At 40.3% G+C, this 21148-nt stretch carries 20 protein-coding genes and 1 pseudogene; 8 read left to right on the plus strand and 13 right to left on the minus strand.

Annotated features, from left to right (window positions below):
* Positions 1-163: 163 nt before the first annotated feature.
* Positions 164-283: a GapA-binding peptide SR1P gene (locus tag WAX46_RS06180; RefSeq protein WP_003212464.1), complete on the minus strand. Its 120-nt coding sequence runs from the start codon at positions 281-283 to the stop codon at positions 164-166.
* 322 nt (positions 284-605) lie between these two features.
* Between WAX46_RS06180 and WAX46_RS06185 the strand changes: the two genes are divergently transcribed.
* Positions 606-986, plus strand: coding sequence for a hypothetical protein (locus WAX46_RS06185; RefSeq protein WP_226567064.1), 381 nt, complete (start codon positions 606-608; stop codon positions 984-986).
* A 154-nt stretch (positions 987-1140) separates the two neighbouring features.
* Here the strand turns inward: WAX46_RS06185 and lpdA are convergent, their stop codons facing one another.
* The 5 genes from lpdA to WAX46_RS06210 all read right to left on the minus strand — a co-directional run bounded on the left by lpdA (position 1141) and on the right by WAX46_RS06210 (position 7244).
* Positions 1141-2553 (minus strand): dihydrolipoyl dehydrogenase, encoded by a 1413-nt coding sequence (gene lpdA, locus WAX46_RS06190; protein ID WP_226566975.1) that lies wholly within the window; start codon positions 2551-2553, stop codon positions 1141-1143.
* 4 nt (positions 2554-2557) lie between these two features.
* Positions 2558-3898 carry a dihydrolipoamide acetyltransferase family protein gene (locus tag WAX46_RS06195; protein WP_336493511.1) on the minus strand — a complete coding sequence of 447 codons (1341 nt, stop codon included), beginning with the start codon at positions 3896-3898 and terminating at the stop codon, positions 2558-2560.
* 110 nt (positions 3899-4008) lie between these two features.
* Entirely contained in the window at positions 4009-4986 is a 978-nt protein-coding gene (gene pdhB, locus WAX46_RS06200; protein WP_336493512.1) for a pyruvate dehydrogenase complex E1 component subunit beta, read from the minus strand.
* Positions 4987-4989: 3 nt separating this feature from the next.
* Positions 4990-6105 carry a pyruvate dehydrogenase (acetyl-transferring) E1 component subunit alpha gene (gene pdhA, locus WAX46_RS06205; protein ID WP_226566978.1) on the minus strand — a complete coding sequence of 372 codons (1116 nt, stop codon included), beginning with the start codon at positions 6103-6105 and terminating at the stop codon, positions 4990-4992.
* A gap of 470 nt (positions 6106-6575) precedes the next feature.
* Positions 6576-7244, minus strand: coding sequence for a YkyA family protein (locus WAX46_RS06210; RefSeq protein WP_226566979.1), 669 nt, complete (start codon positions 7242-7244; stop codon positions 6576-6578).
* A gap of 225 nt (positions 7245-7469) precedes the next feature.
* Here WAX46_RS06210 and WAX46_RS06215 point away from each other — a divergent pair, with 225 nt between their 5' ends.
* On the plus strand, positions 7470-7649 hold the full coding sequence (locus tag WAX46_RS06215) for a YjcZ family sporulation protein (protein ID WP_226567065.1): 180 nt from the start codon (positions 7470-7472) through the stop codon (positions 7647-7649).
* Positions 7650-7761: 112 nt separating this feature from the next.
* Positions 7762-8319 carry a peptide deformylase gene (gene def, locus WAX46_RS06220; RefSeq protein ID WP_336493513.1) on the plus strand — a complete coding sequence of 186 codons (558 nt, stop codon included), beginning with the start codon at positions 7762-7764 and terminating at the stop codon, positions 8317-8319.
* Between the two features lie 37 nt (positions 8320-8356).
* Here the strand turns inward: def and WAX46_RS06225 are convergent, their stop codons facing one another.
* Positions 8357-9136: a Cof-type HAD-IIB family hydrolase gene (locus WAX46_RS06225; RefSeq protein ID WP_226566981.1), complete on the minus strand. Its 780-nt coding sequence runs from the start codon at positions 9134-9136 to the stop codon at positions 8357-8359.
* 400 nt (positions 9137-9536) lie between these two features.
* Between WAX46_RS06225 and WAX46_RS06230 the strand changes: the two genes are divergently transcribed.
* Together WAX46_RS06230 and rnjA are read left to right on the plus strand one after the other, a co-directional pair.
* Positions 9537-9746: a DNA-dependent RNA polymerase subunit epsilon gene (locus WAX46_RS06230; protein ID WP_226566982.1), complete on the plus strand. Its 210-nt coding sequence runs from the start codon at positions 9537-9539 to the stop codon at positions 9744-9746.
* A 5-nt stretch (positions 9747-9751) separates the two neighbouring features.
* On the plus strand, positions 9752-11419 hold the full coding sequence (rnjA, locus tag WAX46_RS06235) for a ribonuclease J1 (RefSeq protein WP_336493514.1): 1668 nt from the start codon (positions 9752-9754) through the stop codon (positions 11417-11419).
* Between the two features lie 104 nt (positions 11420-11523).
* On the opposite strand, the gene ade is transcribed toward rnjA, so the two are convergent.
* The 5 genes and pseudogenes from ade to WAX46_RS06260 all read right to left on the minus strand — a co-directional run bounded on the left by ade (position 11524) and on the right by WAX46_RS06260 (position 16428).
* On the minus strand, positions 11524-13254 hold the full coding sequence (gene ade, locus WAX46_RS06240) for an adenine deaminase (RefSeq protein ID WP_226566984.1): 1731 nt from the start codon (positions 13252-13254) through the stop codon (positions 11524-11526).
* Positions 13255-13525: 271 nt separating this feature from the next.
* Positions 13526-14194: a potassium channel family protein gene (locus WAX46_RS06245; protein WP_336493515.1), complete on the minus strand. Its 669-nt coding sequence runs from the start codon at positions 14192-14194 to the stop codon at positions 13526-13528.
* Between the two features lie 76 nt (positions 14195-14270).
* Positions 14271-14558, minus strand: a pseudogene (locus WAX46_RS06250) (gamma-glutamylcyclotransferase); the annotation flags it as partial.
* A gap of 138 nt (positions 14559-14696) precedes the next feature.
* Positions 14697-16007 carry an ATP-binding protein gene (locus WAX46_RS06255; RefSeq protein ID WP_226566986.1) on the minus strand — a complete coding sequence of 437 codons (1311 nt, stop codon included), beginning with the start codon at positions 16005-16007 and terminating at the stop codon, positions 14697-14699.
* Positions 16008-16149: 142 nt separating this feature from the next.
* The gene (locus WAX46_RS06260) at positions 16150-16428 is read right to left on the minus strand and encodes an AbrB/MazE/SpoVT family DNA-binding domain-containing protein (RefSeq protein ID WP_226566987.1); all 279 of its coding nucleotides are present in this window, start codon (positions 16426-16428) and stop codon (positions 16150-16152) included.
* Positions 16429-16703: 275 nt separating this feature from the next.
* Between WAX46_RS06260 and mreBH the strand changes: the two genes are divergently transcribed.
* The 3 genes from mreBH to WAX46_RS06275 all read left to right on the plus strand — a co-directional run bounded on the left by mreBH (position 16704) and on the right by WAX46_RS06275 (position 19253).
* Positions 16704-17711: a rod-share determining protein MreBH gene (mreBH, locus tag WAX46_RS06265; RefSeq protein ID WP_226566988.1), complete on the plus strand. Its 1008-nt coding sequence runs from the start codon at positions 16704-16706 to the stop codon at positions 17709-17711.
* Positions 17712-17783: 72 nt separating this feature from the next.
* A complete protein-coding gene (locus WAX46_RS06270; protein WP_226566989.1) occupies positions 17784-17915 on the plus strand; it encodes a protein YkpC in 132 nt (43 codons plus the stop codon).
* Positions 17916-18020: 105 nt separating this feature from the next.
* Positions 18021-19253 (plus strand): aminopeptidase, encoded by a 1233-nt coding sequence (locus WAX46_RS06275; RefSeq protein ID WP_336493516.1) that lies wholly within the window; start codon positions 18021-18023, stop codon positions 19251-19253.
* A 222-nt stretch (positions 19254-19475) separates the two neighbouring features.
* Here the strand turns inward: WAX46_RS06275 and WAX46_RS06280 are convergent, their stop codons facing one another.
* Positions 19476-21095: an ABC-F family ATP-binding cassette domain-containing protein gene (locus WAX46_RS06280; protein ID WP_336493517.1), complete on the minus strand. Its 1620-nt coding sequence runs from the start codon at positions 21093-21095 to the stop codon at positions 19476-19478.
* Between the last annotated feature and the right edge of the window lie 53 nt (positions 21096-21148).

Raw genomic sequence — 21148 nt, forward strand, 5'->3', positions numbered from 1 at the left:
TAAAGCCACTACTTCTAATTGATTTCTTCTCTCTTCTTCACGTTTCGATAACATGTTCATCCCCCGCAGAATTGTGTTATTACCCTTATTATACAAAAAAGCTTGTAGACTTTGTCTACAAGCTGAAGCATGCAGCCCCGTAGGGAGCTGCATGCTTTTTTATTTATTCAGAGGCTTCATCACAGCAATGACAGTGACCACACGTTCCATAAAGCGTTGTCACTTTTTCATTCTCAAATTGATCAATGGTTTCATTGCAATCTTGACAAATAATTGTACCCACGTACACGTACATTCCCCTTTTCTTCACTCATAGTTTGAAAACGTTTAATGTATTTCTTATCTCTATAATATGATGTCATATTTAAGTTGTCAACGGTTAATTGTATGACACATTTAATCATTTTTTATAAATATATGCTTTTTCCTCATCATATTGAGGGAACGTTTCAATTGTATTTTGCTTCATATCAATTCTATAACAATTGAGTAACAATTGAAGATTGTGAAAACGGACGTGATACACTAGATTGGCTAACAAAGAATCAGCTCCTAAAAATGTTGGTACAACCCCAAAGGATTTTGAGGTGAATAGATTGAATTTTATGAGGACACTTCTCATTATATTCCCTATGCTCTTTGTATTTAGTTCATGCTCATTTGCGTATATCATACCGAATCAGACAGACCAACTCCATCATATTCAAAAACCGAGGATTCTCTTTTTTACTGATGCAGAAAACCTTGATAAAGAAAGTCCTTATTATGATGCAGTGCTCGATTTAAAAAATCAGTACCCAAAGGAAATGTCAAAGATGATTGTGAAAGAGGATCGTAAAGGTTGGAAAAATGAAGTAGACGAGTTACCGGCTATTTTACTTGTCAATAATGATAAAGTCATTGTGAAGGTTGAGGGAAATGTCCGAAGTAAAAAGGATATCTTATCGCCCTTATGTCATGCATTAGACCGTATGAATACAAATTAATGAAATGTGCCTTCCACTTATATATTTATATCAAACAGCCTGAGCCCATATCAATACAGGACTCAGGCTGCTTAGTGTCTTTTTAACACTGTCTACTTGACAGGGGTCACTTCATTCATAAGGAAGAATACTTTCTAAAAATTTGATAGGTTTATTATTTTACGATATGGATTGGGCTTCCAATTGCTACTTCAGCCGTTTCCATTGTGATTTCTCCTAGTGTTGGGTGAGCGTGAATTGTCATTGCGATATCTTCAGCAGTCACGCCAGCTTCAATTGCAAGGCTAAGCTCTGAAATCATATCAGAAGCCCCAACACCCGCAATTTGTGCACCGATGACTAGACCATCCTCTTTCCGAGTGATGATTTTCATGAAGCCATCAGTTGCGTCAAGAGAAAGTGCACGTCCGTTTGCTGCGAATGGAAATTTGGCTGCAACGATTTCGATTCCTTCTTCTTTTGCTTCTGCTTCAGTGTATCCAACAGTTGCAAGTTCTGGCTCAGTGAATACAACAGCAGGAATACCAAGGTAATCAATTTCAGCTTGCTCTCCAGCGATTGCTTCAGCTGCAATTTTACCTTCGTAAGAAGCTTTGTGTGCAAGTGGTGGTCCATCAACGATATCACCAATTGCATAGATGTTCGATACGCTTGTACGGCATTGTTTGTCAGTTTTAACAACTCCGCGATCTGTCAATTCAACACCAACTTGCTCAAGGCCAAGCTCATCCGTATTTGGACGACGACCAACTGTTACAAGAACGTAGTCTGCATCAACTGTTTTTTCTTCACCTTTTACTTCGAAAGTAACAGTAACACCATCAGATGTTTCTTCAACGCCTTTTGCAAGGGCGTTTGTATGGATTTCAACGTTTCCTTTTTTCTTGAGGTTACGTTTCACCAAAGAGCTCATTTGCTTTTCAAAGCCTGGAAGGATTTCGTCTCCACCTTCAAGGATGATAACTTCAGTTCCAAAGTTTGCATAAGCCGTTCCAAGCTCAGTACCAATGTATCCACCTCCGATCACAACTAACTTTTTAGGTACTTCTTTAAGTGCCAAAGCACCAGTTGAGTTGATCACACGATCAGTGTATTTAAATGTAGGCAATTCAATTGGACGAGATCCAGTTGCAAGAATTGCGTTTTTGAACGTGTAAGTTTGTGCTGAATTTTCATCCATGACACGTACAGAGTTGCTGTCTACGAAATAAGCTTCACCTTTTACGATGTCGACTTTATTTCCTTTTAGAAGACCTTGAACTCCACCTGTTAATTTGTTAACAACAGAAGCTTTCCACTCTTGAACTTTTGTAAAGTCAACTGTTACGTTTTCAGCTTTGATACCCATGTCTTCAGAATGCTTTACATGTTCGAAACGATGGCCAGCATTGATTAACGCTTTTGAAGGGATACAGCCGACGTTTAGACATACACCGCCAAGCGTACCTTTTTCAACAATTGTTACTTTTTGTCCAAGCTGTGCAGCACGAATAGCAGCTACATATCCACCAGGACCTGCACCGATGACAAGAGTATCTGTTTCGATTGGGAAATCTCCTACTACCATAACATTACGCCTCCATTAAAATTAATTGTGGATCATTCAATAAACGCTTGATGTGGTTAAGGGCATTTTGCGCAGTAGCTCCATCAATCATACGATGGTCAAAGCTTAGGGAAAGAGCTAAGACTGGAGCTGCAACGATTTCGCCATCACGAACAACCGCTTTTTCAGCGATACGGCCAATACCAAGGATCGCTACTTCAGGGTGGTTAATGACTGGCGTAAACCATTGTCCACCAGCAGAACCGATGTTAGTGATTGTGCAAGATGCACCTTTCATTTCAGCCGGAGCCAATTTACCATCACGTGCTTTTGTTGCAAGCTCATTGATTTCGTTAGATACTTCGAAAATTGCTTTGCGATCTGCATTTTTCACAACTGGAACAAGCAAGCCTTTTTCTGTATCAGCTGCAATTCCGATGTTGTAGTAATGCTTTTGCACAACTTCATCTGTTTTATCATCAATAGAAGTGTTAAGTACTGGGTACTTTTTCAAAGCAGAAGTTAGAGCTTTTACAACGTAAGGCAAGTAAGTTAACTTGATTCCTTGATCAGCTGCAACTTGTTTGAATTGTTTACGATGTGCAACAAGGTTTGTTACATCAACTTCATCCATTAATGTTACGTGAGGAGCTGTATGCTTAGAGTTCACCATTGCTTTCGCGATTGCTTTGCGGATTCCGCTCATTTTCTCGCGAGTTTCTGGGAATTCTCCTTCTAGAACTGGAGCTGCTGCCGCTTTTGGAGTTGCTTCTTCTTTCACACTTTCAGCTGCTTGAGGTGCTGCTTCTTGACTTGCAGAACCACCATTAACGAAGCTGTCGATATCTTCTTTTAAGACACGGCCATGTTTACCAGTACCTGCAACTTTGTAAATTTCAACTCCTTTTTCACGAGCATATTTACGTACAGAAGGCATAGCGATGATGCGTTTGTTTGGATCGGCATCTACTTGCTCTTGTGCGCCAGCACCAGTTGCTGCTGCCGCTTCTTCTTGAGCCAGTTCTTTCTTTTCAGGCTCGTTACCAGCTTCAGCAGTACCTTGTACTTGAGCTTCAGTTTTCGCTTCGCCTTCTTCTTCGCTGCCTTTAAATTGAAGATTTTCGTAACCAGGTGCATCAAACGTAATGATTGTTTGTCCTACAGTTGCAACTGTTCCCTCTTCAACTTTTAATTCTAATACTTTTCCTTTAACAGGTGAAGGAATTTCTACAACTGCTTTATCATTTTGTACCTCTGCTAAAACGTCATCTTCATTGATTTCGTCGTTTGGTTTTACAAACCACTTAACGATCTCACCTTCGTGGATACCTTCTCCGATGTCCGGAAGTTTAAATTCAAATGCCACTGTTTTTCGCCTCCTAGATTTTATTGAACCCTTTTTGTGTAATCATTACACCATCATGTAAATTGATAAAGGGGAAGAGAAATAAATTCTTTTCCCCCACTATCATTTAATTAAAATTCAAGAACTTTCTTAGCTGTTTCAAGTACATCTTTATGGTTTGGAAGCCATACGCTTTCAGCTTGAGAGAAAGCAAATACAGTATCCGGTGCAGCTACACGAAGTATTGGTGCTTCCAGGCTAAGGATTGCTCTATCATTAATTTCAGCTACTACGTTTGCAGCAATACCCGCTTGTTTTTGTGCTTCTTGAACAACGATCGCACGACCTGTTTTTTCCACAGAAGCGATGATTGTTTCAATATCAAGCGGGCTGACTGTACGAAGATCGATCACTTCAGCAGAAACGCCTTCTTTTTCAAGTTCTTCAGCAGCTTTAAGTGATTCGTGAACCATTGCACCGTAAGTGATAATAGAAAGGTCAGAACCTTCACGTTTCACGTCAGCTTTACCGATTTCAATTGTGTACTCTTCTTCAGGAACTTCCTGACGGAAAGAGCGATAAAGTTTCATATGCTCAAGGAACACAACTGGATCGTTGTCGCGAATTGCAGAAATTAATAGTCCTTTTGCATCGTAAGGTGTTGAAGGAATAATAACCTTGATACCAGGCTGTTGTGCGATAAGACCTTCTAAGCTGTCCGCGTGAAGCTCAGGTGTATGAACCCCTCCACCGAATGGAGAACGGATTGTCACTGGAGAATGCCAGCGTCCGCCAGAACGGTAACGCATTCGAGCCATTTGTCCAGAAACAGAATCTAATACTTCGTAAACGAATCCGAAGAATTGAATTTCCATTACTGGGCGGAATTCTTGTAGTCCAAGGCCAATTGCAAGACCGCCAATACCAGATTCAGCAAGTGGAGTATCGAATACGCGATCCTCACCAAACTCTTTTTGCAATCCTTCAGTCGCACGGAATACGCCGCCGTTTACACCAACGTCTTCTCCGAAAACGAGAACGTTTTCGTCATTTTTCAGTTCTGTGCGTAACGCATCAGTGATCGCTTGAATCATTGTCATTTGCGCCATGGCTTACTTCGACTCCTTCTGTTTGTAAATTTCAAGCTGTTCAACTAGGTTGTATGGTTGAACTTCGTACATGTTTTCAATCAAGTCAGTGACTTTTTGCTTAGGCTGTTCGTCAGCTTCTTTGATTGCTTGTTTGATTTGTTCTTTTGCATCTTCGATGACTTTATTCTCTTCTTCTTCAGACCATAGGCCTTTGTTTTCCAAGAATTTGCGGTAGCGAACTAATGGATCTTTTTGCTCCCACTCGTTTTCATCTTCTTTTGTACGATATCTTGTTGGATCGTCACCAGCCATTGTATGTGGGCCGTAACGAAATGTAAGAGTTTCGATTAATGTTGGACCTTCACCATTTACAGCACGCTCACGAGCTTCAGCAGTCGCTGCATATACAGCTAATGCATCCATACCGTCAACTTGTACGCCGACAATACCAGCTCCTGCTGCTTTTTGTGCAATCGTTTGAGCAGCAGATTGCTTTTCAACAGGCGTAGAGATCGCATATCTGTTGTTTTGGACAACAAAAATCGCTGGGGCTTTGTAAGCTCCTGCAAAGTTAATGCCTTCATAGAAATCACCTTGTGAAGCTCCACCATCACCAGTGTAAGTGATTGCAACAGCTTTTTTACCTCGTTTTTTCAATCCAAGAGCTACACCAGCAGCTTGGATGATTTGTGCACCAATAATGATTTGAGGGGAAAGTGCATTCACATCTTCAGGCATTTGGTTACCAACAAAATGTCCACGAGAGAACAAGAAAGCTTTTGTTAGTGGAAGACCATGCCAGATTAATTGTGGTACATCACGATATCCCGGTAGAATGAAATCTTCTTTCTCAAGTGCAAAGTGAGTTGCAAGTTGAGAAGCTTCTTGTCCAGCTGTTGGTGCGTAGAAACCTAGACGTCCTTGACGGTTCAATGAAATTGAACGTTGATCTAATACTCGTGTAAACACCATACGGCGCATTAATTCTTTTAATTGGTCATCTGAAAGATCCGGCATTGCCACTTCGTTTACGACTTCGCCTTTTTCGTTTAAAATTTGAAATGTTTCAAACTGCTTTTTGATGGCATCAAATTGCTTTTTGCTATCAACAATTGCTTTTTTTGTTTTTGCAGCCATTCTAAAGTCACCTCTTCCTTTCTTTTAACAGTCAATTTGTCGTGAATCCATTTATACATACAGATTAGGATAACCCAAAATACTCATATGACTCCTGTATATAATAGCCACAAAGATCGTTGTCGAAACATCGGACGATCGCTCGCTTTTGAGTTCTTCAACTGTATTAATGATAGTTCACAAAAAACTAATACAACTTCTGTTAACAAAGAATAGTTTACAACAAGAAAAATAGTCCGTCAATTGATTTAACGGCTTTATTTAAATAAATGTATTCGCTTTACTTTTTATAGAGAACTGTATCAATCTGTTTAACAAACAGCAAAAACTGTAATAGTATAGACTTTGCTACTGTACTACAATAGCAAATGTTTGTTTTTGTCGAAAAATAAAAGAAGAGCTGTTTTCAGCTCTTTTAGATTGTTGACAAAGGGCTAAAGTGATCTTTATTTTAGCCCTTTGTCTTCTTTTCAGCTATTTTTCGCCTCTTTATCTGCTGCTTTGTATAAAGCCTTTTTATGCTCATTCAATTGGTCTGTATATTGATTGAACTTCTTGCTTTCTTTTCTGACTTTGCTGTAAGAACGATTCACTGTCTTCAGCTTGGATTTCAGATCCTCGTATCCTTTATCTTTCTTTTTTAAGGATTGATACAAAAGCTGATCTAGTTTCAGCGCCTTTTGATACTCACGGTATAGCTGATCGTATGACGCATATCTCTTCTCGATTAATTTCACCGTTTGATCTGCTTGATCTTTTAATGCTGCATCTTTTATCCGCCCGGCAGACTCCTTTACAGATTGAAATTCTTTTTTCGATTGATCCATACTGTCTTTTTCTGTTTTCAAATGTTCTTCACGCTTCGTTGCCGATGCTAATGCCTGGTCAGAATAACTTGATACTGTTTTTGTATGGTCCTTCGTTGTCTGAACCATCTTAGAATACAGCTGCTGCTCTTTTTTTTCATACCTTTGCAATGTATCTTGCTCTTTTTCAAATAAGGCCTCTTTTTCACTCATTTTCGTCATGGCATCTTGCATGTCCTTGAGCGGACTTTGCCCTCCGCAGCCGGCCAAAACAAGGACACATATCCCCGCCAAAGTAGCACGTGCTTTGCTGCTTCTATTCACCTGTCTCATTCCAGGGTCCCCCTTTACATCTCCACATACCACTATAATTTCTATCGTCTTTTGTGACAAGGAAAGAGAGTAGGCTGAAGAAGATTTTTTTCATGCCATAGGCTCATGACTATACAAATAGTGTATTCATACATAGTTTATATTACACGCTTCGCCTTTACTTCTGAGAGGCCGAGTGTATTTCCAAAGGAGGTCAAAAGTATGTCTAATTTTAGTCATGGAAGTATGTATGGTGGATACGGCGGTTACGGATATGGATACGGCGGTGGCTGCTGCTATCCAAGTTATGGTGGTGGATACGGATATGGTGGTGGACGTACATTCGCTTTAATCGTCGTCCTTTTCATCCTATTGATCATTGTAGGCGCAGCATTCTTAGGCGGCGGCGGTGGTGGCTGCTGCTAATGGCTCTCTAAACCTCTGACCGGTCTCTGACGACCGGTCTTCTTTATTTCATTGCATATGTTGTGTATCATTTTATATACTTTACATACAAAGGAAATAGGAGTGAAGTTTTGTGATTACCATGGATGATATCGTACGAGACGGGCATCCCGTCCTAAGACAAACCGCTGAAGCGGTCGAACTCCCGCCAACAGAGCGGGATAAACAGCAACTAGCTGACATGATCGAATTTGTCAAAAATAGTCAGGATGAAGACATTGCTGAAAAATATGGACTAAGACCCGGCGTTGGACTAGCAGCTCCGCAAATCAATATTAGTAAACGAATGATTGCTGTTCACTGTGAGGATGAGGACGGTCATCTATACAGCTATGCTCTTTTCAATCCTCGTATTGTCAGTCATTCAGTCAAAAGAGCTTATTTAGCTACTGGAGAAGGCTGCTTATCTGTTGATAAGTCCATCCCTGGATTTGTCCCGCGTTACGAAAAGATCAGGGTCAAGGCCTCAACGCTTGAAGACGAATACATTGATATCCGCTTAAAGGGATTCCCAGCTATCGTCTTTCAGCATGAAATTGACCATTTAAATGGCATTATGTTTTATGATCATATTGAAAAGGATCGGCCATTCGCCGAGCCAGACAATGCTGTTGCGATTGGCAAATCTTAATGAAAAGAAGACCCAACAATCAACGGGTCTTCTTTTTTCATTCTTCAATGAAGCCTAATTCGGTTACTGCATGGAATATGCCGTCCTCATCCACTCGTTTCGTCACAAAATCAGCCAATGCTTTTAATTCACTCACGGCATTTCCCATGGCAACGCCTGTTCCAACAAACGAAATCATTTCTCTATCGTTCAGTCCGTCTCCAAAAGCAACCGTATCCTTTTGATCGTAAGGCAGTCTTTCAATGACTCTTTTAATTCCTTCGGCTTTTGATCCGCCTTTTGGCAAGACGTCTGTTGACAGCTCGTGCCATCTGACAAGGTCAATCCCTTTACGGAGTGCCTCATATTGATTTTCCTCTTCTGCCTTACAGAATAGAAGCATCTGATAAATCTCATTTTCTTTAAAGAAAGACAAATCATGCTCGGGATGCTCTGCTTTTAAGGTTCCGATCCCTTCATGGATAAACGGATGATTCGGGACAGAGGCCTTCATCGTTTCTTCCCCCATAAAAACAAGCGGGTGATCATGATCATCCGCAGTCTCGTATATTTGCTCCATCAGCTTCTGTTTGAGCGGGTTACGGTAAATGACTTGTCCTTCATACATGACATATTGACCGTTATAAGCAATAAATGAGTCAAGCGCTAATTCTTCTAAAATAGGTTGAATCAGAAAAGGCGAACGGCCGGATGCAATGAATAGATGATGCCCTTTTTCTTTTAATAAACGAACAGCTCGCTTCGTTGATTGAGGTATTTTTTTATCATGATCATATAAAGTTCCGTCGATATCAAAGAAGATAATTTTTTTATTCATATCTCGTCACCTGTCTCTCGTTATGTATACCCTATCCCCTTCATCATACAGAAAGATTCCCGCTGACGAAACCACTTCCTTTTAAAAGCCCATTTCCCACATATAACCATGTAACATTTAATGGAAACATCATATAATACAAGTATAAAGAGAGAACGGAATTCGCTGTTTCATATAACCTTAACCTCATACTGAAAGGAGGCGACCTGTGATGCTTCGTCGTCTGCGTAAGAAAATTCGAAGACAATGGAAGGACATGCTTCGTAAAAAATCGATTGCTTAAAAGGATCTTCCGTACATTTGCTGAAGGTCCTTTTTTCTCTGAGACTTTTCTTATGCGCGTTTTTTTAATATAATAGAATAAGCGAGTGTAACATACGGTATTTAAGGAGAGATTTGGATGATATATAAGGTATTCTTTCAAGCAAGTACTACGGAGGTACCTGTAAGAGAAAACACAGATTCACTATACGTTGAGGCGGTTTCTGAAAGAGACGTACGCGAAAAGTTGAAAAAACATAACTACAATATTGAATTCATTCAGCCTGTAGACGGTGCTTTTTTAGACTATGAACGAGAAAGTGAAAATTTTAAAGTATTGGAGCTATGAGAGGAATGAAATTTGTTAAAAACGATCAGGCGGCAGTTTTTGCGCTAGGCGGATTAGGCGAGATCGGTAAAAACACGTATGGCGTTCAATTTCAAGATGAAATCATTTTAATTGATGCTGGTATTAAGTTCCCTGAAGATGAGCTTCTTGGGATTGATTACGTCATCCCTGACTATACGTATTTAGTTAAAAACGAAGATAAAATCAAAGGTCTTTTCATTACTCACGGACATGAAGACCACATCGGCGGTATCCCTTACCTTCTCAAGCAAGTAAATATTCCAGTTTACGGAGGCAAACTCGCAATCGGCCTACTTCGTAACAAATTGGAAGAGCATGGTCTACTAAGACAAACGAAGCTACACATTTTTGAAGAAGAAGATATCATTAAATTTAGGAAAACAGCTGTGTCTTTCTTTAGAACGACGCACAGTATTCCAGATTCTTATGGAATTGTCGTTAAGATACCTCCAGGTAACATCGTACATACAGGTGATTTCAAGTTTGACTTTACCCCTGTTGGCGAGCCTGCCAATTTAACGAAAATGGCTGAGATCGGTAAAGAAGGCGTTCTTTGTCTTTTATCTGACAGTACAAACAGTGAAATCCCAGAATTTACGATGTCTGAAAGACGCGTAGGTGAAAGTATTGATGACATCTTCAGAAAAGTAGATGGACGTATCATCTTTGCAACTTTTGCATCCAACATTCACAGACTTCAGCAGGTGATTGAGTCTGCTGTCGCCAACGGCCGAAAGGTAGCTGTATTCGGACGTAGTATGGAGTCTGCAATTGATATTGGACAAGAACTCGGCTATATTAAATGTCCAAAAAACACGTTCATTGAACATAATGAAATCAATCGTCTTCCAGCAAACAAAGTCACCATTCTTTGTACTGGTAGCCAAGGTGAACCGATGGCAGCTCTTTCCCGAATTGCCAACGGTACACACCGCCAGATTTCCATTAATCTTGGAGACACTGTTGTGTTCTCATCTTCTCCGATCCCAGGTAATAATATTAGCGTAAGCCGTACCATTAACCAGCTTTATCGTGCTGGTGCTGAGGTCATTCATGGCTCACTGAATAATATTCATACATCGGGTCACGGTGGACAGGAAGAGCAAAAGCTGATGCTCCGTTTGATTAAACCAAAATTCTTCATGCCGATTCACGGTGAATATCGCATGCAAAAAACGCATATTAAACTTGCGAATGATTGCGGAATTCCTGAGGAAAACTGCTTTATCATGGATAACGGTGAAGTGCTTGCACTGAAAGGTGACGAAGCAAGTGTCGCTGGCAAAATTCCATCAGGCAACGTATATATCGACGGAAGCGGTATTGGCGATATCGGCAACATCGTATTAAGAGACCGCCGCATTCTTTCAGAAGAAGGTCTTGTCATTGTTGTCGTCAGCATGGACATGAAAGAATTCAAAATTTCTGCTGGTCCTGATTTAATCTCAAGAGGCTTTGTCTACATGAGAGAATCTGGAGATCTCATTAATGACGCACAGGATTTAATTTCAAAGCATCTTGAAAAAGTAATGGAACGCAAGACGACACAATGGTCAGAAATTAAGAACGAAATTACTGACACTCTTGCACCTTTCCTTTATGAAAAAACAAGACGCCGCCCAATGATCTTACCGATTATTATGGAAGTGTAATAAAAAAAGAGACACACGCCCTTAGGCTGTGTCTCTTTTTTTCGTCAATATTTAAAGAAACCACATATACGAAGATACCTGAGAATGCGGCTTCTTTCTTCATTTTATGATTGAATGGGAAGATGCTGAAAGCTTCTGACATCAAACAATCCCTTTGTCGTCATTTTTACATCCGGAATGACTGGAAGTGCCAAAAAGGATAACGTCAAAAATGGATTAAAGTCTAAATCGAAACCCGTTTCTTTTAACACTTCATGGAGTGCATGAAGGCTTTCTTTTACCACATGTGCGGGTTGATCTGATAATAGACCAGAGATCGGTAATGGAAGCGTATGAAGAGGCTGTCCATCTTTTACAACGGTCAAACCACCACCAGCTTCTTTTAACGTCTCAATGGCTTTCGTCATATCATCATCATTTGTGCCGACAGCAATTAAATGATGAGAATCATGCGCTACAGTTGTTGCAATGGCACCCTTTTCTAAGCCGAACCCACTGACAATCCCTATCCCCATTTCAGATAGACCTTGATGACGTTCTACAAGCACCATTTTTAATAAATCTCTTTCTATATCACTAGTAAATTGTCCATTGATTTCTGAAGGAAATACTTGTTCTAATTTTGTTTCAAGCTGATTCGGAATAATCCGAATGACGTTCATCTTTTGATGGGCTGTCATAGGCAGTGCAAGATCTTGACCTTGAACATCCACAGCGTGTACAGATTGCAATAATACAGAACTCGGTGCAATTTTTTCTACACTTAGCTGATATTCCCCATGCTGGGAGACCAACTGTCCTGCAATAAAGACGCTTGTGATATCTACTTCTTGCAGGTTAGAAATGAGCATAAAATCCGCGTCAAAGCCTGGTGCAATCGCTCCCTTTGTTTTAAGGCCAAAACACTCTGCTGCGTTTAAACTCCCCATTTGATACGCTAAGAAGGGATTCAATCCTTCTTTGATGGACATACGTACTTGTTCATCAATACTTCCTTGAGCCATTAATTCATCTAGATGTTTATCATCGGTACAAAAGAAAAAGCGTCTCGCATTCTTCTCGTTAACAGCGGGTAAAACGTTTCTCACGTTTTTGGCGACAGACCCTTCTCTCAGCATGACATACATGCCGCGTTTTACACGTTCAAGGGCCTCCTGAGCCGTTGTCACCTCATGATCTGTTTGCACATTGGCTGTCCGGTACACGTTAATTAATCGGTCCGTTAAGCCTGCCAAATGTCCATCAATCAATTTATTCTCTTTTTGAGCATCAAGCAGTTTTTGAAGCATATCTTCTTCCGCCTGCTCCACCCCGACATAATCCATGACCTCGGCAAGACCAAGAACCTCCTTCTCTTGATAAAGAGGCTTTAAATCTTTCGCTTTTAGAGTAGCACCTGATCGTTCAAAACTGACTGCTGGCACACAGGATGGCAGCATGAAATATATATTTAAGGCAGCTTTTCTTGCTTCTTCCATCATAAAACGAATTCCTGCAATACCTGAAACATTGGCAATTTCATGCGGGTCTGTTACGACACTTGTCACACCGTGAGGAACGACAGCTTTGGAGAATTCAACAGGGGTGACCATTGAGGACTCGATATGAACGTGACCATCAATAAAACCAGGTACAAGCATTTGGCCAGCTGCATCTAGCTCCCGCTCTCCCTCGCACTCTCCAATTCCCACTATTTTTCCATTTTCAACAGCGACATCAGCTTCTATCCATTCCTGGTTAAACACGTCCATCACCTTCGCATGTTTAATCACTAGGGCTGCCTTTTTTCTCTTTGCAGCTACCTCAATTTGACGTCTTAAAAACTCCTTATCCAACGACACTGCCTCCTCCAAGTTAACAATATAATGTTTCTTATCGTAAACGAATCTGTTTGCCCAGTCAATGACATTTAGAGACAATCAACCTTATAAAAGGGCTGATTTTTATTTCTCAATATGTGATAATTACATGAAAAATGTTGCTGATCACTTTTGCTCTTTTCATTCCTTTTTCTAAAAAAATAAACTCCTTTCACTTTCTTTCTCACCCTTTACTGTCCATTTGTTATGTACACATTCATATAAAAAACACCCCTTTTCGGAGTGCTTAATTTTCGTTCTGCATTTCTCGTTTTTCAAAGCGTCCAATATCTGCTACTGATCCAATGACGATGAGAACATCCTCTTTTTGTATCATTTCATCAGCTAACGGTGAAACAATGACTTCTTTCCCACGCTTAATCGCCACAATATTGATGCCGTATCTCGCTCTAATATCGAGATCCAAAAGAGAATGCCCTGCAAGTCTGGTGTTTGCAACGATTTCAATGAGACTATACTCATCTGACAACTCTAAATAATCCAGCACATTGTTGGAAATGATTTTATGTGCAATCCGTTTGCCCATATCTCGCTCTGGATGAACAATGCGATCCGCCCCAATTTTGTTGAGTACCTTTTCATGATAGTCATTTTGTGCTTTCACTGTAACCATTTTGACGCCAAGCTCTTTCAGCATAATGGTTGTTAAAATACTTGCCTGAATATTCTCTCCAATAGCGACGATGACATGATCAAAATTGCGAATCCCTAGATTTTTTAAAACCGATTCATCCGTTGAATCACCGATCACCGCATGTGACGCAATTTTAGCGTATTCGTTCACTCGGTCTTCATTCATATCCATGGCCATTACTTCAAGTCCTTCTTCACTCAGCGCCTTGCAAATACTTCCTCCAAAGCGTCCAAGACCAATGACTGCATATTCCTTTTTCATGTTCTGACTCCTTTTATATCACTTACCATGCATTTTACTATGATTTGATTAATGAATCCATAGAAAACGAATTTTTTTACGGAAACGCCTCACTTAAATAGAGGTCTGCTCCTTTTTCTATCTCGATACGATAATGACCTGGCCGAGCGATTTCTTCACTTTTTTGTAAGACGAGAAAAGTTAAGCCGTCGTCATATATTTGATTACCTATTTTGACATCGACAAAAGCTGGAAGATATGTGCCCTCATATACGCCCTCTCGTTTGTACAAATACCTATCAAAGGGCACCTCATATAGAACACCCTCAGTTTCTCCCCCGTCTTCTACCATATCCGCTCGTAATCCATGAGGTCGCACCAATGATCAGTCATGACATCTATTTCCTGCATGTCATCACCCTCCTCTAGCTCGTCTATCTTATTAACGTCAAATACGCCTCGTGATGCTCTTCATGTTTAAAAGCGTTCCATATACAAATAAAGTCTTCATCGTCATCACAAATCAAGTCCTTTCGCCTTGCTTCTGTCTGCTCTTTTGATACACAGGTAAATAAATATGAAAGGCTGTGCCTTTTCCTAGCTCACTAGATACATCCATTCTTCCGTGATGATCCTTTAAAATCGTCGCACATATGGTCAGACCAAGTCCTGTCCCTTCTTTTTTGGTTGAGAAGAACGGGTCATATATTTTCTGAATATCCTCTTCAGACATCCCTTTTCCTTCATCTTGAATGGTAATTTCCCATTCATTCATCATTTTTTCTGTTGATATGTATATGCAGCCCCCCTCAGGCATCGCTTCAATGGCATTTTTAATTAAATTAATGAATAACTGCTTCATTTGATTGGCGTCTGCTAAGATAACCCCAGCATCCTGCTTTTTAAATGGCTGCTTGAGATCAATATTAGAAAGAACTGCATTTGTTTTTAAAAGGGTAATGACCTGTTCTAACAGCTCATGAAGCTGTACTTCTTGGAAGTTGACCGATTGAGGCTTTGCTAACACAAGCAACTCACTTAAAACAAAATCAATCCGTTTAATTTCTGAAAAGATAATGTCAAAATAATCGGTTCTTTCGGGATATTGTGTTTTCATCAGCTGCAAAAATCCGTTGACTGATGTGAGTGGATTTCTGACTTCATGGGCAATCCCAGCAGCTATTTGTCCTGCAACCGCTAGCTTTTGTGCCTGCATTTGCAATTGCTGATTAGATCTTTCAAGCTCGAGCTTTGCCTGCTTTTGTTTCGTGATATCAGCAACTGTTCCAATGCCACCAGTAAACTGATGCTGCTCATCAAAGTAGAGCTTATAATGAACGTCACCCCATACCTTCTTTCCGTCTTTATGGAGAAGCTGCAGTTCAACTCGCCCCTCATCCTTATGCTCTTTTATAACAGATAACAAATGCTGTACGACATGCTCTTCCTGATTAAAGTACTGATTGTACATCGTCCCAAGACATTCCTCTATGTCGTAACCCGTCATTTGTTTCCATGCTTGATTTAAGAATACGATTTGACCCTTTTCATTTGTTTCAAAGACGATTTCTTGCAAGTTATCTGTAATTCGATTCAGCCGCTCTGTCAGTTCATGAGCTTCTTTCTCTCTTTTGTTTAAATCCGACACAAGTAAATTTAACCGGTCCACATAGCCTGAGAAGATCCAAATACCAGCTAAAACAACGACAGTGAAGGCTAGATCGAACGGCCAATTAATGTGATAGCCGCCTAGATAATAAAAGAAATCCCAGCTTAAAATTAAGATAAATGCAAGAGCAGATAACACGATCCGCACTTGGTATGTTTTGTTCAAATGATTCCACCTTCCGCCCTGAGATTCTTTGTCAATTGTACCATTTTCCACTTGATTTTTGAGGGTGATGCGGCATTTTTAAGAAACTTTTCAGAAAAAATAGCCTGTTCTCAGCCAAAGGAAGAGAGCAGGCTATTTTTATTTACTGCTCAAGGGCTTCTTGAAGCTCTTTTAGCAGTCGTTCTGCGCCTTCAGCGCTTAATGTGATTTGACCATTTCCATATTGCTGATTCTTAGAAGTAATTTCACCAGTCATGAGACAAACGCCTTGAGGCTGATATTTTTTCAAGACGATTTTCTCTCCATTTATAAAAAATTCCATACTGTCTTTAATTGCGATATCAAGTGCTCTTCTCAGTTCGATTGGCATGACAATACGCCCTAGTTCATCTACTTTTCTTACGACTCCGATAGATTTCAATTTCGTTCCCTCTTTCTTTCGTTAGCTCAAGATCAATCTGTTTTTCACCAATTGATATATCGTAGACGTAAGAGGCTCTCAAAAGGTTTCTTCTACTTAAAAAATTTTTCCATAAAAGAAAAAACAAAGGGAAAATTTATTGTGATTGTCAAAATGAGACTTCAATTTTACAGATTCATTTCAAGATCATCACAAACCCCCACAAATGACCTCTATCCTTTGAACTTTTAAATGTAAATTGATTAAAACAGTAAAAATAGAGATTGGGTGAAAACATGTTTCAACATGCCGAAATTGGAATTGATTTAGGAACAGCTAACATATTGGTTTATAGTAAAAACAAGGGAATTATTCTAAATGAACCTTCCGTTGTTGCAGTAGATACAGAAACAAAGACTGTGCTTGCAGTCGGCGCAGAAGCAAAAGCGATGATTGGGAAAACACCTGGAAAAATTGTGGCACTTCGCCCGATGAAAGACGGTGTCATCGCTGATTATGATATGACAACAGATTTACTCAAACAAATCATGAAAAAAGCAGGGAAAAATATTGGGTTTACCTATAGAAAGCCGACCGTGGTTGTATGCACACCTTCTGGTTCAACAGCTGTCGAACGCCACGCGATCAGCGATGCTGTGAAGAATTGCGGGGCAAAGCATGTGCATTTAATTGAAGAACCTGTCGCAGCTGCAATCGGCGCTGATCTACCAGTAGACGAGCCTGTTGCGAACGTCATTGTAGATATTGGCGGGGGAACAACAGAAGTGGCAATCATTTCATTTGGCGGTGTTGTCTCTTGTCATTCCATTCGTATTGGCGGAGATCAGCTGGATGAAGATATCATTACGTTTGTGAGAAAGAAATACAATCTACTGATTGGAGAGCGGACAGCTGAGCAGGTGAAAATAGAGATTGGTTATGGACTTATTGAGCATGATCCTGAATCATTAGAGGTGCGTGGACGGGATCTTGTCACAGGTCTTCCAAAAACGATTACACTTGAATCTCATGAAATTCAAGACGCCATGAGAGAATCACTTCTCCATATTTTAGAGGCGATTCGTGCCACGTTAGAGGACAGCCCTCCAGAACTGAGTGGCGATATCGTAGACCGCGGCGTGATTTTAACCGGCGGCGGTGCTCTTTTAAATGGGATTCAAGAATGGCTCTCCCAAGAAATTGTTGTTCCAGTTCATATTGCGGCAAATCCACTTGAATCTGTAGCCATTGGAACGGGTCGTTCATTAGAAGTTATCGACAAATTGCAAAAAACGTTAAAATAATCTTCTTTTTCTACTTCTTTTTTCATCATTTCGATCATATCGTGAAATGGATAAACGTGAAGGAGGAAGAACATGTTACTTGATTTAGGTAAACGGGTGGTTGTCACAGTCATTCTAACCGGTATTATTTTAGGAGGAATGAGCCTGTCGTTTTCACATATGCCCCCTTCTAATGCACAGCCTGTGAAACAACTGGACCGCTAAAAAGCCGCACGAAAGCGGCTTTTTTCATTTGCTTTAGAGAGATTCCCAATTTTCCTTTTCAGTCATAAATCTGATATGATGAACATGACTAAAGGAGGGTTTTTTATGAGTTCATTCGAAAAACAACTAGATCAATATGCAAAGACCATCGTTGAAGTCGGTGTGAATGTTCAAAAAGGACAAGAAGTGGTCGTATCTGCATTTACTGAGTCTGTTGACCTTGTTCGTCTTGTGGCAAAACACGCCTATGAGCGCGGGGCGAAAAACGTACATATCCGCTGGAGTGATGGTGTACTTACACGTTTAAAATATGAACATGCACCACAAGATGTTTTTCAGCAATTTCCTGAATGGGAATCTCAAATGATGGAAACCATCGCAAAACGAGGTGGCACCTTTATTACCATCTTGTCAGAAAGCCCTGACCTTCTGCGAGGCATTGACTCGAAAAAAATTGCTTCACAGCAAAAGGCTGCTGGTTCAGCACTTCATACATATCGTCAATACGTTCAATCGGACAAAGTCGCTTGGACGGTCGTAGGTGCTGCATCAAAAGATTGGGCGAAAAAGATATTCCCAGAGCATGCAGATGAAGAAGCTGTCGCTTTATTATGGGACCAAATTTTTAAAGTTGCTCGCGCTGATCAGCCAGATCCTGTTGAAGCTTGGAAGAAGCATGATGAGTCACTAAATGAAAAAGTAAAATTATTAAATGAGCGTCACTACCACAAACTGCACTATGAAGCACCAGGTACAGACTTAACGATTGAGCTTCCAGAGCAGCATATTTGGGTAGGTGCTGGCAGTGTGAGTGAGCGCGGCGTATTTTTCATGGCCAATATGCCGACAGAAGAAGTGTTTACCGTGCCTAAAAAAGACAGTGTGAACGGTATTGTATCAAGCACAAAGCCACTCAGTTATGCCGGAAATATCATTAATGGATTTACTTTAACCTTTGAAAATGGCCGTATTGTTGATATAAAAGCAAAAGAAGGCGAAGACATTTTAACATCGCTGGTTGAAACAGATGAAGGCTCTCATTATTTAGGCGAAGTCGCCCTCGTACCAGATGATTCACTAATTTCAAACTCGAATATTCTCTATTACAATACACTTTACGATGAAAATGCATCGAACCACCTTGCCATCGGCAGCGGTTATGCGTTTAATATTGAAGGCGGAAAAGAGATGAAACGTGAGGAATTAGAAGCAGCTGGTGTCAACAGCAGCATTACACACGTCGATTTCATGATTGGTTCGAAGGAAATGAATATAGATGGGATCACAAAAGATGGTAAACGTGATCCGATCTTCCGAAATGGAAACTGGGCTTTTTAAATGAAAAAGACATCACATGTGGATGTCTTAGATTGTTGACAAAGGGCTAAAATAATCTTTATTTTAGCCCTTTGTCTTCTTTTCAGCGTGATTGAAAACCTTTGAAGTCTAGGAAGGACGAGCGAATTTTAGATTCGTGAGCACCGGCACGCAGGGCTGACAACGAATGCGAGCGTTTGTCTACACGCTGAGACATGACATGTGGATGTCTTTTCTTCATTATTAACCATAAAGCTCATGAAGTCTTTTTTGAATGTCTTGATCTGCTAAAAACTCATCATATGTTGTTTGTTTATCGACAATGCCACTTGGCGTTACTTCAATAATACGGTTTGCGACTGTTTCAACAAACTGATGGTCATGAGATGAGAAGAGCATTGCCCCTTTAAAGCTCATTAAACCGTTATTCAGCGCTGTGATCGACTCAAGATCTAAGTGATTCGTCGGCTCATCTAACAGTAAAATATTCGCTCCAGACAGCATCATTTTTGAAAGCATACAACGAACCTTTTCTCCTCCTGATAGGACACTTGCCTTTTTCTTTACTTCTTCCCCAGAGAAAAGCATTCGACCTAAGAATCCGCGTAAGAAGCTTTCACTTTGATCATTAGGAGAATATTGGCGAAGCCAATCAACAAGATCTAAGTCGCTTCCTTCAAAGTATTCACTATTGTCTTTCGGGAAAAAGGCTTGAGATGTTGTGACGCCCCATTTAAACATCCCGCTGTCTGGCTCCATCTCACCAGCAAGGATTTTAAATAAAGTAGACACAGCGAGCTCATTACGACTTAAGAACGCAATTTTATCTTCCCGATTCATGATAAAGCTGACGTTATCAAGTACTTTCACGCCATCGATTGTTTTGGATAGGCCTTCTACTTGAAGGACATCATTCCCTATCTCACGCTCTGGCGCAAAATAAACATACGGGTACTTACGTGAAGATGGCTTAATATCATCTAGAGAGATTTTATCAAGCAATTTCTTTCTTGACGTCGCTTGCTTCGATTTAGAAGCATTCGCACTGAACCGAGCAACGAACTCTTGGAGCTGCTTAATTTGTTCTTCTTTTTTCTTGTTTGCTTCTTGGCTTAGTTTCAGCGCTAGCTGGCTAGACTCATACCAAAAATCATAGTTTCCGACATATATTTGGATTTTTCCGAAGTCAAGATCCGCAATATGAGTACATACTTTGTTTAAGAAGTGACGATCATGCGATACGACGATAACGGTATTTTCAAAGTTAATGAGGAATTCTTCCAGCCACTGAATCGCTTGTAAGTCCAAGTGGTTCGTTGGCTCATCTAGAAGAAGAACGTCAGGTTTACCGAATAAAGCTTGGGCTAATAGCACTTTTACCTTTTCAGAACCGCCGAGCTCAGACATTTTCTTCGACTGAAGGCTTTCTGGAATGCCAAGACCTTTTAATAGGATCGCTGCTTCACTTTCTGCTTCCCAGCCGTTTAACTCAGCGAACTCACCTTCAAGCTCCGCTGCACGTATCCCATCCTCATCCGAGAAATCAGGTTTCATATAGATCGCATCTTTTTCCTGCATCACATCATATAGACGTTTATGACCCATGATAACGACCTTTAACACTTCAAACTCTTCGTATTCAAAGTGGTTCTGTTTTAAAATCGCTAAACGTTCACCAGGGCTCATATGAACATCACCAGTTTGAGCCTCGATTTCTCCAGATAGGATTTTTAAGAACGTTGATTTACCAGCTCCGTTGGCACCAATTAATCCGTAGCAGTTACCAGGAGTGAATTTAATATTTACTTCTTCAAATAGTTTACGATCAGCAAAGCGCAAACTAACATTATTCACTGCAATCATTTATTAATCCTCCATCACTCATTCATCATTATGAAGTATAACATGAATAACGA

Source organism: Bacillus sp. FJAT-53060 (assembly GCF_037104745.1).
Lineage (GTDB): Bacteria > Bacillota > Bacilli > Bacillales > Bacillaceae > Bacillus > Bacillus stratosphericus_B.

Coding starts and splice junctions, on each gene's coding strand:
- WAX46_RS06185 (WP_226567064.1), top strand. CDS start 606: ATGAGGACACTTCTCATTATATTCCCTATGCTCTTTGTATTTAGTTCA.
- lpdA (WP_226566975.1), bottom strand. CDS start 2,553: ATGGTAGTAGGAGATTTCCCAATCGAAACAGATACTCTTGTCATCGGT.
- pdhB (WP_336493512.1), bottom strand. CDS start 4,986: ATGGCGCAAATGACAATGATTCAAGCGATCACTGATGCGTTACGCACA.
- pdhA (WP_226566978.1), bottom strand. CDS start 6,105: ATGGCTGCAAAAACAAAAAAAGCAATTGTTGATAGCAAAAAGCAATTT.
- WAX46_RS06210 (WP_226566979.1), bottom strand. CDS start 7,244: ATGAGACAGGTGAATAGAAGCAGCAAAGCACGTGCTACTTTGGCGGGG.
- WAX46_RS06215 (WP_226567065.1), top strand. CDS start 7,470: ATGTATGGTGGATACGGCGGTTACGGATATGGATACGGCGGTGGCTGC.
- WAX46_RS06225 (WP_226566981.1), bottom strand. CDS start 9,136: ATGAATAAAAAAATTATCTTCTTTGATATCGACGGAACTTTATATGAT.
- WAX46_RS06230 (WP_226566982.1), top strand. CDS start 9,537: ATGATATATAAGGTATTCTTTCAAGCAAGTACTACGGAGGTACCTGTA.
- rnjA (WP_336493514.1), top strand. CDS start 9,752: ATGAAATTTGTTAAAAACGATCAGGCGGCAGTTTTTGCGCTAGGCGGA.
- WAX46_RS06245 (WP_336493515.1), bottom strand. CDS start 14,194: ATGAAAAAGGAATATGCAGTCATTGGTCTTGGACGCTTTGGAGGAAGT.
- mreBH (WP_226566988.1), top strand. CDS start 16,704: ATGTTTCAACATGCCGAAATTGGAATTGATTTAGGAACAGCTAACATA.
- WAX46_RS06270 (WP_226566989.1), top strand. CDS start 17,784: ATGTTACTTGATTTAGGTAAACGGGTGGTTGTCACAGTCATTCTAACC.
- WAX46_RS06275 (WP_336493516.1), top strand. CDS start 18,021: ATGAGTTCATTCGAAAAACAACTAGATCAATATGCAAAGACCATCGTT.
- WAX46_RS06280 (WP_336493517.1), bottom strand. CDS start 21,095: ATGATTGCAGTGAATAATGTTAGTTTGCGCTTTGCTGATCGTAAACTA.